Raw genomic sequence first — 12,545 nt, forward strand, 5'->3', positions numbered from 1 at the left:
TACAGCATAAAAACAGCAAGAGGTGATTCCCCATGTCGTCAGCCAATACCCCTGTAACGTCCACCATCCACCCCGTCGACCGGATTCTGCCGGTACGGCAAATGCTCACCCTCGGCCTGCAACACATGGCCGTCTCGTACATCGGCGCCATCGCCGTGCCGTTGATTGTCGCCAGCGCCTTGAAGATGTCCCAGGCCGATACCGTGGTGCTGATCAGCACCACGCTGTTCTGCTCGGGCATCGCCACCCTGCTGCAAACCGTCGGTTTCTGGAAATTCGGCGTGCGCCTGCCGATCCTGCAGGGCGTGGCGTTCAGCAGCGTGGGGCCGGTGATCGCCATCGGCACCAACCCGCAAGTCGGTTTCGCCGGAGTCTGCGGCGCGGTGATCGGCGCGGGGATTTTCACCATGCTGATGGCACCCTTCGTGGGTCGACTGCGGCGCTTCTTTCCACCGGTGGTCACCGGTTGCATCGTCACCGTGATCGGCTTGCAGTTGTTCCCGATTGCCTATGAGTGGGTCGGCGGCGGGCGGCATGCCAGCGACTTCGGGGCACCGGCGTACCTGGCTGTTGCGGCAGTGGTATTGCTCAGCATCCTGCTGGTCAACCGCTACGGCAGCCCGATGCTGCGCAATATGGCGGTGCTGGTGGGCATGCTGGTGGGCGCGGCGCTGGCCTACGGGCTGGGCATGGGCAGTTTTCACAGTGTGCAGGAGTCGCCATGGCTCACCGTGCCGTACCCCTTCTACTTCGGCTTGCCGACCTTCAGCCTGATCCCCATCGCCACCATGGTGGTGGTAATGATCGTGCAGATGGTCGAGTCCATGGGGCTGTTCGTGGCCATCGGCGACATCGTCGACAAACCGGTGGAAGAAAAACAGGTGATCAACGGTCTGCGCGCCAATGGCCTGGCCAGCACCATCGCCGGGATGTTCGCGGCGTTTCCGTTCATTGCCTTCATGGAGAACGTCGGGCTGGTGATCCTCACCGGCGTGCGCAGTCGCTGGGTCGTCGCGGTCAGCGGCCTGCTGATGTGCTCGGTGGCGCTGGTGCCAAAGGCCGGCGCGATCATCGCCTCGATGCCGACCGCAGCCCTCGGCGGTGCCGGGATCGCCATGTTCGGCGTGGTCGCGGCGGCGGGGATCCAGACCCTGGCCAAGGTCGACTACGAGCGCAATCGCTACAACGTGCTGATCGTCGGCTTCACCATCGCCGCCGCCCTGGTGCCGGTGCTGGCCCCGGCCCTGTTCAAGCAACTGCCCGAGTGGTCGCAGCCGTTCCTGCACAGCAGCGTGGTCATCGCCTGCCTGGTGTCGGTGTTGCTCAACGCCACCCTCAACGGTGTCAGCGTGCCTGATGCCGCCGCCAGCAAATCCGCCACCCACAGCCTCTGACCGGAGCCGACCATGACTGAACTGCAAAACATCCTGATCAAGAACCCGCTGGCGGTAATGACCGGCCTGCGCGGCCCACGGGCCCGGGCCGGCGCCGTGGATATCCGCATCGTCAACGGTCGCATCGCCGAAATGGCCGCCGGCCTTGACGCGCAACCCGGTGAACGGGTGATCGATGCGCGCAACTCGGTGGTGTATCCGGGCTGGATCAACACCCACCATCACCTGTTCCAGAACCTGCTCAAAGCCGTGCCCGAAGGCTTGAACCAGGACCTGCAAGGCTGGCTGGCCAGCGTGCCCTACCCGCGCCTCAACCGCTTCACCCCACAATTGGCGCGGATCGCCGCACAACTGGGCATGGCCGAGTTGCTACTGTCGGGGGTGACCACCTGCGCCGATCACCATTACCTCTACCATGCCAACGGCAGCACCGAGACCGGTGACCTGCTGTTCGACATGGCCGGGGAATTCGGCCTGCGTTTCGTGCTGTGCCGGGGCGGCGCGCTGGAGTCGGCCAGCGCCCATCCGGGTTTCTCGAAGACCGCGCTGCAACCGGAAACCCTGGACCAGATGGTCGGTGACATCGAACGACTGAAATCCCGTTATCACCAGGACACCCCGGACGCCTTGCGCCGGGTGGTCGTCGCACCGACCACGCCGACTTTTTCCCTGCCGCCGACGCTGCTGCGGGAACTGGCCCACACCGCCCGGGGCCTTGGCTTGCGCCTGCACACGCACCTGTCGGAAACCCAGAACTACGTGAATTTCTGCCGCGAGAAATATAACTGCCTGCCGGTGGAGTTCGTCGCCGAACACGAATGGCTCGGCCCGGACGTGTGGTTCGCCCACGCGGTGCACCTGCAACCCGGTGAAATCCGCATGCTCGCGCAAACCGGCACCGGCATTTCCCACTGCCCGGTGAGCAATGCGCGCCTGGGTAGCGGCGTGGCACCGGTGCCGCAGATGTTCGAAGCCGGGGTGCCGATTTCCCTCGGCGTGGATGGCGTGGCGTCCAACGAATCCGGAAGCATGGTCGGTGAAGCGAACACCGCGTGGTTGATTCACCGGGCCGGGCAAGGCGCCTCGGCCACCACCGCCGAAGATGTCATCCACTGGGGCACGGCGGGTGGTGCACAGGTGCTGGGGCTGGGTGCGGTCGGCACCCTTGAAATCGGTCAGGCGGCGGACCTGGTGATCTACGGTCTGGACCATCCGCGCTTCTTCGGCTTCCACGACATTGCCGTGGCGCCCGTGGTGGCGGGCGAACCGATTGCGGTGAAGTACAGCCTGGTCGGTGGCCGGGTGGTGGTCGATAACGGCGTGATTCCGGGGCTGGATGTGCAGCGGATGCGGGCCGAGGCGTGGGATGGGGTGCGGCAGTTGATGAGCGTGGACGACTGACCCACCACCAACACAAATCCCCCTGTAGGAGCTGCCGAAGGCTGCGATCTTTTGATTTTGCTTTTTTTAAGATCAAGGTCAAAAGATCGCCGCCTTCGGCAGCTCCTACAGGATCGCGTTCATTTTCAGGAAGAGATGCCATGTCCGGCCTCAATGATCTTCTACAAGCCATCGACACCGGCGCCCAGGCCGGCGAAGAAACCATCCTCGCCACCGTGGTCAAGGTCGAAGGCTCGGCCTATCGCCGCCCCGGCGCACGAATGCTCATTCCTCTGCACGGCCGCACCGTCGGCACCGTCAGCGGCGGTTGCCTGGAGCAGGACCTGGCGAAAAAAGCCTGGTGGCTGACCGACTCCGGCGAACCCGTGGTGCGCCGCTACAGCACCGGCGCCACCGAGGATGAGGACGATGAGCAAAGCGCCCTGACCTTTGGCCTGGGTTGCAACGGCACGGTATTCGTCATGCTTGAACGCCTGCACGCAAAGTCGCCCTCACCTGCAATCGAACTGCTGCGCCGTGTACGTGACAGTCAACAACCGGCCGCCATGGCCACGGTGATCGCCACGTCTCGCAATGCCTCGGCGCGGGTCGGTGACCGTCTGCTGTCCGACACCGATGGCACCCTGCGCAACCTGCCATTGAAAATCGCGATTCGCCAGGACCTGCGCAAGACACTGGCGCAAAAAAAATCATCGATACGCCTCTACACCGACGCCCGTGGTGAAGTCGAAGTGTTTTTCGAATACATCGCCCCGCCACCTCGTTTGGTGATCTTCGGTGCCGGCCACGACGCGCAGCCCTTGGTGCGCATGGCCAAACTGCTGAACTGGCACGTCTCGGTGATCGACAGTCGCAGCCACTTCGCTCGCCCCGAACGCTTCCCCCAGGCCGATGCGGTGATCTTCGCCAGCCTCGACAACCCGTTCGACCTGCGCCCCCTGACCGACGGCGCCGCCGTGACCGTGATGACCCACAGCTATTGCCAGGACCGGCACTGGCTCGGACAACTGTTGCAAGCCGCGCCCGCCTACCTTGGCCAACTCGGTCCGAAGGAGCGCACGGAGCGCTTGCTGGCTGAAATCGGTCCGGGTACGTGCGCCCTGCATTACCCGATGGGCCTCGACCTGGGTGGCGATGCACCGGAAAACGTGGCGCTGTCGATACTCGCGGAGATGACGGCGGTGATGAATCAACGCCAGGGCGGGATGCTCAGGCATCGGCGCAAACCGATTCACCCGGCGGATCTGTCGATCAGTGAAAAGCTTGAGGTCGTAGCGGTGGGTTGAAGATCAAAAGATCGCAGCCTGCGGCAGCTCCTACGGAGAATGCATCCCCTGTAGGAGCTGCCGCAGGCTGCGATCTTTTCAAGTTACTCGAAACAAACCGAAAAACCTCGGGCAAATGGAGCGAAAACTCTCGGCTAGTGTTCAATGATCCACTCGTTCAAAGAGGGCAACGGAATGCCTATCGCTGCAAAAGGATGCCGTCTGCGTAAAGCTCGGGTTTCCGAATCAGGGCGTATCTATCTGCTGACCGCAGTCACTCATCAACGTCGACCGGTGTTCTCAGACGTTCATTTGGGACGTCAGCTTGTCAGTCAACTGCGCAGTGCCGATGAAAGCGCCACCGTAAATTCCTTGGCCTGGGTAGTGATGCCGGACCATTTGCATTGGTTGGTCGAACTGAACCAAGGCACATTGGCCGAGCTTATGTGTCGCATCAAATCCAGAAGCAGCCGGTCGATCAATCTGATGTTGGGAGACTTAGGCCAAGTGTGGCAACGCGGCTACTACGATCGGGCACTGCGCAAAGAGGAAGACATCAAAGACGCTGCCCGCTACATCGTTATGAATCCCTTGCGCGCAGGGCTGGTGAAGCGAATTGGGGATTATCCGTTGTGGGATGCCATTTGGGTTTGAAGAATCACGATCAAAAGATCGCAGCCTGCGGCAGCTCCTACGGAGAATGCGTCCCCTGTAGGAGCTGCCGCAGGCTGCGATCTTTTGCCGATCAAGCAGCCAATGCCGCCGAAGCCGCCAGCATCGCCCGCAACAACACCGCACAACCGGCCGCGAGGTCATCCGGCGCGGCGTTTTCGATTTCGTTGTGGCTGATGCCGCCTTCGCAGGGCACGAAGATCATCCCGGCCGGGCCGAGTTCGGCGAGGAAGATTGCGTCGTGGCCTGCGCCGCTGACGATGTCCATGTGCGACAGGCCCAGGCCTTGGGCGGCGCCGCGCACGGCTTCGACGCAGCCTTTGTCGAAGTACAGCGGCGGGAAGTCGGCCGTTGGCGTGAGTTCGAAGGTCAGGCCGTGTTCTTCGCAGGTGGTTTCGATGACTTCGCGCACTTCGGCGATCATCGAGTCCAGGCGCGCCGGTTCCAGGTGCCGGAAGTCCAGGGTCATGCGCACTTCGCCGGGTATGACGTTGCGCGAGCCGGGATAGGCTTGCAGGCAACCCACGGTGCCGCAGGCATGAGGTTGGTGGCTCAGGGCGGCGCGATTGAGCGCACCGACGATTACCGCGGCGCCGACCAGGGCGTCCTTGCGCAGGTGCATCGGGGTCGGGCCGGCGTGGGCTTCGACACCGCGCAACTTGAGGTCAAACCATTTCTGCCCGAGGGCGCCCATGACCACGCCTATGGTCTTGTGTTCGTCTTCAAGGATCGGGCCTTGCTCGATGTGAGCTTCAAAGTAGGCACCGACTTTGTGGCCGCTGACGTTGCGTGGGCCGGCATAGCCAATGGCATTCAGTGCTTCACCCACGGTCACACCCTCGGCATCGACCTTGGCCAGGGTTTCCTCGAGGGTGAATTTTTCCGCGAACACGCCGGAACCCATCATGCACGGGGCGAAGCGCGAGCCTTCCTCGTTGGTCCAGACCACCACTTCCAGCGGCGCTTCGGTTTCGATGTTCAGATCATTGAGGGTGCGCAGCACTTCGACGCCCGCCAGCACCCCGAAGCAGCCATCGAACTTGCCGCCGGTGGGCTGGGTGTCGATGTGACTGCCGGTCATCACCGGTGGCAGGTCGGGATTGCGCCCGGGACGACGGGCGAAGATATTGCCGACAGCGTCGATGCTGACGGTGCAGCCGGCCTCCTCACACCACTTGACGAAGATGTCCCGGGCCTGGCGGTCGAGGTCGGTCAGGGCCAGGCGACACACGCCGCCCTTGACCGTGGCGCCGAGCCTGGCCAGTTCCATGAGCGATTGCCACAGGCGGTCGCGGTTGATGTGCTGATGGCTGGACTGCAGAACGTCTACGGCCGCGTTCATGATGATCTCCTCAGGCTGTTCTTGTGTGTTTCTTCAGGCAATTTGTTGGTGTTTGTGCGGCCGTCTTCGCGAGCAAGCCCGCTCCCACAGGGTTCTCGGGTGTTCACAAGACCTGTGGGAGCGAGCTTGCTCGCGATGGGGCCGGTGTTCACACCGCAGATTTCGCAACAGACGGGCTGGGCCGCATCACACTCAACCCGTAATAAATAATCCCACCCAGCGCCGAACCGGTAAACCAGCCATAGCTGTAGAACCAGCTGAACGCATCGCTGCCCAGGGACAACAACGTCAGCACCACCGGCACACCAAACGCGATGAACCCGCTCCAGTTCCACGCCGGATACACGTCATCGCGATACAGGCCCGCAAGGTCCAGTTGCTGTTTCTTGATCAGGAAATAGTCCACCACCATGATCCCGGCGATCGGCCCCAGCAGGCTGGAATAGCCAAGCAACCAGTTGGAATAGACGGTTTCAAGACTGACGTCCGAGACAATCAGGCCCAGTTTTTTCAGCAGCTCATGGGCCATCAATGCCAACCCGACAAACCCGGTGAGCAATACTGCCTTGGTGCGGTTGATCGCCTTGGGCGCGATGTTCTGGAAGTCATTGGTCGGCGACACGATGTTGGCTGCGGTATTGGTCGACAGCGTGGCGATGATGATCAGCGCCATTGCCAGTGCGACCCAAACGGGGCTCTGGATATGGCCGATCAAGGTCACCGGATCGGACACCGTCACCCCCACCAGTTTCACCGACGCGGCGGTCATCACCACGCCGAGGGACGCGAACAGGAACATGGTCAGCGGCAAACCGATGATCTGCCCGACGATCTGGTCCTTCTGGCTTTTCGCGTAGCGACTGAAGTCCGGGATGTTCAGTGACAGCGTGGCCCAAAAGCCGACCATCGCCGTCAGCCCGGCGGCGAAGTAGCTGGCCACGCCGGCGCCTTCGGGACGCTTGGCCGGAATTGCCAGCAATTCGGTCATCGACACGTTGGGCATGGCCCAGACCAACAGGCCTACGCCCACCAGCACCAGTAGCGGAGCCGACAGGGTTTCCAGCCATTTGATCGACTCGGCGCCGCGAATCACCACCCACAGGTTCAGCGCCCAGAACACCATGAAGCCGATGACCTCGCCGGTGCCGCCCAGGGACTTCCAGCCCTCGAACACCGAGCCGAGGAACAGGTGAATCGCCAGCCCGCCGAACATGGTCTGGATGCCGAACCAGCCGCACGCCACAAGGGCGCGAATCAGGCACGGAATATTGGAGCCGAGCACGCCGAAGGACGAGCGCAGCAACACCGGAAAGGGAATGCCGTACTTGGTGCCGGGAAAGGCGTTAAGCGTCAGGGGAATCAGCACGATGATGTTGGCAAACAGAATCGCCAGCAGCGCTTCACCGACGGACAGGCCGAAGTACGCGGTCAGCACGCCACCGAGGGTGTAGGTCGGCACGCAGATCGCCATGCCGACCCACAGCGCGGTGATGTGCCATTTGTTCCAGGTGCGTTCGCGCACCTTGGTCGGTGCAATGTCGTGGTTGTAACGGGGACTGTCGAGGACATCGCTGCCGGCTTCGAGCTCGAACAAGCCGTCGCGCTCGGTCACTTGCGATCTGATCTGTTGCATGGCCGCTCCACTGTTCTTTTGATTATTGTTGCTCATCGGGGGCTGGCGACATCAATAAACGTGCCGTGTACCCCGAATACGCATCGGGCAGTTCCATAAACACATTGCAACCCACTGATGTTTATCAGTTTTATTCGCTGACTCGACTATTTGTCAGGCCACTCAGGCCGAATGCCAGGCAAGTTGTCGAAACAGTCAGGACTCAAACTGGTGCATTGATCTTTTTTTCAATGGCTGCGCATCAACCATAGACCATACTCAAACAGCTGATTTCACATAAGAAATCTTGACTATTTTTCGATCCTGTCAAGTGCGTCAAAATGGTGAACAGCCTCACCATTTTGGTGATTCTTAAATTTAATACTTAAATATCAATTAGTTAGTAACAGAATAAGCTTATAAAAAATATTCTTGCCGATTCGTAAAACTGCAGCTAGCGTTTAATCCTGACAGCACTGACAGGAATCAATCTGGCCGGGCTGTTTTTTAAATAGAACATCTAGAACCGGCATAAGCCGGTCATTGCCTGCGAGGAACTCGGAATGTCTCTGTTGATCCGTGGCGCCACCCTTATTACCCATGATGAAAGTTATCGCGCCGATGTGTATTGCGCAGACGGCGTGATCAAGGCCATCGGCGAAAATCTCGATGTACCCGCAGGCGCCGAAGTGCTCGACGGCAGCGGCCAATACCTGATGCCCGGCGGCATCGACCCGCACACCCACATGCAACTGCCCTTCATGGGCACAGTGGCCAGCGAAGACTTCTTCAGCGGTACGGCGGCGGGACTGGCCGGCGGTACCACCTCAATCATCGACTTCGTGATTCCCAACCCGCAGCAATCCTTGCTCGAAGCCTTCCATCAGTGGCGCGGCTGGGCCGAGAAGTCGGCGTCGGACTACGGCTTTCACGTCGCCATCACCTGGTGGAGCGAACAGGTCCGCGAGGAAATGGCCGAGCTGGTCAGCCAGCACGGCGTCAACAGCTTCAAGCATTTCATGGCCTACAAGAACGCGATCATGGCCGCCGATGACACCCTGGTGGCGAGTTTCGAACGCTGTCTGGAATTGGGCGCGGTGCCGACCGTTCACGCGGAAAACGGTGAACTGGTGTATCACCTGCAACGCAAACTGATGGCCCAGGGCATCACCGGGCCGGAAGCGCATCCCCTGTCGCGTCCTTCCCAGGTTGAAGGCGAAGCCGCGAGCCGGGCGATCCGCATCGCCGAAACCCTGGGCACGCCGCTGTACCTGGTCCACGTCTCGACCAAGGAAGCCCTGGACGAAATCACCTACGCCCGGGGCAAGGGCCAGCCGGTCTACGGCGAAGTGCTGGCCGGGCACCTGCTGCTGGACGACAGCGTCTACCGCGATCCGGACTGGCAAACCGCCGCCGGTTACGTGATGAGCCCGCCGTTCCGTCCTCGCGGCCATCAAGAGGCGCTCTGGCATGGCCTGCAGTCAGGCAACCTGCACACCACCGCCACCGATCACTGCTGCTTCTGCGCCGAGCAAAAAGCCGCTGGCCGCGACGACTTCAGCAAGATCCCCAACGGCACCGCCGGCATCGAAGACCGCATGGCCGTGTTGTGGGAGGAAGGCGTGAACAGCGGACGCTTTTCGATGCAGCAATTCGTCGCGCTGACCTCCACCAACACAGCGAAGATCTTCAACCTCTACCCACGCAAAGGCTCGATACGCGTGGGTGCCGATGCCGACCTGGTGCTATGGGACCCGCAAGGCACGCGGACCATTTCCGCCAAGACCCACCATCAGCAGGTGGACTTCAACATCTTCGAAGGCAAGACCGTGCGCGGCGTGCCCAGCCACACCATCAGCCAGGGCCGAGTGGTCTGGGCCGACGGCGACCTGCGGGCCGAGCGTGGCGCCGGGCGCTACATCGAACGGCCGGCGTACCCGGCGGTGTTTGATTTGCTGAGCAAGCGGGCTGAGTTGCACAAGCCGGTTGCTGTGAAACGCTGAGAACGACCCATCCCTCTGTAGGAGCTGCCGAAGGCTGCGATCTTTTGACTTTGATCTAAAAAAGCAAAATCAAAAGATCGCAGCCTTCGGCAGCTCCTACGGGGGGGACTGAGCAAGATTCAAATAATGCCCATTCAGAGGCAGCACCTCAAATAACCGTGAGGCCAAAACCGTGATCAAGACCCTGGACCACCTCCCGCATCCCCAAGAGAATGCGGCCGCCCTCGCCGGCCACTTCACCGATCTGGCGCCGCCGCTCAACGAGCGCCAGGCGCACCTGGAAGCCTCGCGCTGCCTGTATTGCTACGACGCGCCCTGCGTGAATGCCTGTCCGAGCGAAATCGACATTCCCTCGTTCATCCGCAACATTGCGCAGGACAACGTGCAAGGCGCCGCGCAGAAAATCCTCTCGGCCAACATCCTCGGCGGCAGTTGCGCCCGGGTGTGCCCGACGGAAATTCTTTGCCAGCAAGCCTGCGTGCGCAACAACGCTCACGAATGCGCGCCGGTCATGATCGGCCTGTTGCAACGCTACGCCGTGGACAACGCCCACTTCAGCACGCACCCGTTCCAGCGTGCTGCCGCCACCGGCAAACGCATCGCCGTGGTCGGTGCCGGTCCGGCCGGTTTGTCCTGCGCCCACCGCAGCGCCATGCACGGGCATGACGTGGTGATCTTCGAGGCGCGGGAGAAGGCTGGCGGCCTCAACGAGTACGGGATCGCCAAATACAAACTGGTGGATGACTACGCGCAAAAGGAACTTGAGTTCCTGTTGCAGATTGGCGGGATCGAAATCCGCCACGGGCAAAAACTCGGGGACAACCTGACCCTCAGCGAACTGCACCAACAGTTCGACGCGGTGTTCCTCGGCCTCGGGCTCGATGCCAGCAAACAACTGGGCCTGGCCCACGAAGACGCGCCCGGCCTGCTCGCCGCCACCGATTACATTCGCGAACTGCGCCAGGCCGATGACCTGAGCCAACTGCCCCTGGCCGACCACTGCATTGTCCTAGGCGCGGGCAACACCGCCATCGACATGGCGGTGCAAATGGCCCGCCTCGGTGCCCACGATGTGAATCTGGTGTATCGCCGTGGCGTCGAGGACATGGGGGCCACCCATCACGAACAGGAGATTGCCAAGGCCAATCAGGTGCGGCTGATGACCTGGGCACAACCCGAAGAAGTGCTGCTCGATGACCAGGGCCGCGTGCGCGGCATGCGTTTCGCCCGCACTCATCTGCTGGAAGGTCGCCTGCAAACCACCGGTGAAACCTTCGAACTGGCCGCCGACGCGATCTTCAAAGCCATCGGCCAGGCCTTCGACGGCAGCGCCCTCAGCGATCCGCTGGCCCGGGAACTCAAGCGTCAGGGCGAGCGCATCGAAGTCGATGAAAACCTGCGCACCAGCATCCCCGGCGTGTATGCCGGCGGTGACTGCACCAGCCTCGATCAAGACCTCACCGTGCAAGCCGTGCAGCATGGCAAGCGCGCCGCCGAGGCGATCAATGCTCAACTGATGCTCAACGTGGAGGCTGCGTAAATGGCCGATCTGTCGATTGTCTTCGCCGGCATCAAAGCACCCAATCCATTCTGGCTGGCCTCCGCGCCGCCGACCGACAAGGCCTACAACGTGGTCCGCGCCTTCGAGGCCGGCTGGGGCGGCGTGGTCTGGAAAACCCTGGGTGAGGACCCGGCGGCGGTGAACGTGTCGTCGCGCTACTCGGCGCACTTCGGGGCTAACCGGGAGGTACTGGGCTTTAACAACATCGAGTTGATCACTGACCGCTCGCTGGAGATCAACCTGCGGGAAATCACCCAGGTCAAAAAGGACTGGCCGGACCGCGCGCTGATTGTGTCCTTGATGGTGCCTTGCGTCGAAGAGTCCTGGAAACACATCCTCCCACTGGTGGAAGCCACCGGCGCCGACGGCATCGAGCTGAACTTCGGTTGCCCCCACGGCATGCCGGAGCGCGGCATGGGCGCAGCGGTCGGCCAGGTGCCGGAATACGTGGAACAGGTCACCCGCTGGTGCAAGACGTATTGCTCGTTGCCGGTGATCGTCAAGCTCACGCCAAACATCACCGACATCCGCGTCGCCGCCCGTGCCGCCCACCGAGGCGGTGCCGATGCGGTGTCGTTGATCAACACCATCAATTCGATCACCAGCGTCAACCTCGAACGCATGGTCGCCAACCCCATGGTCGGCAACCAAAGCACCCACGGCGGTTACTGCGGCTCGGCGGTCAAGCCGATTGCCTTGAACATGGTCGCCGAAATCGCCCGCGACCCGCAGACCCAGGGCCTGCCGATCAGCGGCATCGGCGGTATCGGCAACTGGCGCGACGCCGCGGAATTCATCGCCCTGGGCAGTGGCTCGGTGCAGGTGTGCACGGCAGCGATGTTGCATGGTTTCCGGATTGTCGAAGAGATGAAGGACGGTTTGTCACGCTGGATGGACAGTCAGGGCTATGCCAGCATTTCGGAGTTTTCCGGCCGCGCGGTGGCCAACACCACAGACTGGAAGTACCTGGACATCAACTACCAGGTGATCGCGAAAATCGATCAGGAGGCGTGTATTGGTTGCGGTCGTTGCCATATCGCGTGTGAGGACACCTCGCACCAGGCCGTGGCCAGCCTCAAGCAAGCGGACGGCACCCACAAGTATCAAGTGATCGATGAGGAGTGCGTAGGCTGCAACCTGTGCCAGATCACCTGCCCGGTACAGGACTGCATCGAGATGGTGCCGGTGGAGACCGGCAAGCCGTTCCTGGACTGGAATCATGATCCGAGGAATCCGTATCACGTCGTGGTTTGAATTATAAGATCAAAAGATCGCAGCCTTCGGCAGCTCCTACA

At 61.6% G+C, this 12,545-nt stretch carries 9 protein-coding genes; 7 read left to right on the plus strand and 2 right to left on the minus strand.

The window, feature by feature from the left end; all coding sequences use genetic code 11:
• The first annotated feature begins 32 nt into the window (after positions 1-32).
• The 4 genes from ASD95_RS23320 (at position 33) to ASD95_RS23335 (ending at position 4,714) form a co-directional block, all read left to right on the plus strand.
• Entirely contained in the window at positions 33-1,394 is a 1,362-nt protein-coding gene (locus ASD95_RS23320; RefSeq protein ID WP_056727743.1) for a nucleobase:cation symporter-2 family protein, read from the plus strand.
• A 12-nt stretch (positions 1,395-1,406) separates the two neighbouring features.
• The gene (locus ASD95_RS23325) at positions 1,407-2,795 is read left to right on the plus strand and encodes an amidohydrolase family protein (protein WP_056727745.1); all 1,389 of its coding nucleotides are present in this window, start codon (positions 1,407-1,409) and stop codon (positions 2,793-2,795) included.
• Between the two features lie 140 nt (positions 2,796-2,935).
• A complete protein-coding gene (locus ASD95_RS23330; RefSeq protein ID WP_056727747.1) occupies positions 2,936-4,081 on the plus strand; it encodes an XdhC family protein in 1,146 nt (381 codons plus the stop codon).
• 174 nt (positions 4,082-4,255) lie between these two features.
• Positions 4,256-4,714 carry an REP-associated tyrosine transposase gene (locus tag ASD95_RS23335; RefSeq protein ID WP_056728094.1) on the plus strand — a complete coding sequence of 153 codons (459 nt, stop codon included), beginning with the start codon at positions 4,256-4,258 and terminating at the stop codon, positions 4,712-4,714.
• A 91-nt stretch (positions 4,715-4,805) separates the two neighbouring features.
• On the opposite strand, the gene ASD95_RS23340 is transcribed toward ASD95_RS23335, so the two are convergent.
• Both ASD95_RS23340 and ASD95_RS23345 read right to left on the minus strand, forming a co-directional pair.
• On the minus strand, positions 4,806-6,074 hold the full coding sequence (locus tag ASD95_RS23340) for a Zn-dependent hydrolase (protein ID WP_056727749.1): 1,269 nt from the start codon (positions 6,072-6,074) through the stop codon (positions 4,806-4,808).
• A 148-nt stretch (positions 6,075-6,222) separates the two neighbouring features.
• The gene (locus tag ASD95_RS23345) at positions 6,223-7,707 is read right to left on the minus strand and encodes an NCS1 family nucleobase:cation symporter-1 (RefSeq protein WP_056727751.1); all 1,485 of its coding nucleotides are present in this window, start codon (positions 7,705-7,707) and stop codon (positions 6,223-6,225) included.
• Between the two features lie 542 nt (positions 7,708-8,249).
• Between ASD95_RS23345 and hydA the strand changes: the two genes are divergently transcribed.
• The 3 genes from hydA (at position 8,250) to preA (ending at position 12,504) form a co-directional block, all read left to right on the plus strand.
• Positions 8,250-9,689: a dihydropyrimidinase gene (gene hydA / locus ASD95_RS23350; RefSeq protein ID WP_056727754.1), complete on the plus strand. Its 1,440-nt coding sequence runs from the start codon at positions 8,250-8,252 to the stop codon at positions 9,687-9,689.
• A 172-nt stretch (positions 9,690-9,861) separates the two neighbouring features.
• Positions 9,862-11,229 (plus strand): NAD(P)-dependent oxidoreductase, encoded by a 1,368-nt coding sequence (locus tag ASD95_RS23355; protein WP_056727757.1) that lies wholly within the window; start codon positions 9,862-9,864, stop codon positions 11,227-11,229.
• Positions 11,230-12,504, plus strand: coding sequence for an NAD-dependent dihydropyrimidine dehydrogenase subunit PreA (gene preA, locus ASD95_RS23360; protein WP_056727758.1), 1,275 nt, complete (start codon positions 11,230-11,232; stop codon positions 12,502-12,504).
• Positions 12,505-12,545 lie beyond the last annotated feature (41 nt).

Origin of the sequence: Pseudomonas sp. Root71, from assembly GCF_001429045.1 — a bacterium.
GTDB lineage: Bacteria > Pseudomonadota > Gammaproteobacteria > Pseudomonadales > Pseudomonadaceae > Aquipseudomonas > Aquipseudomonas monachiensis.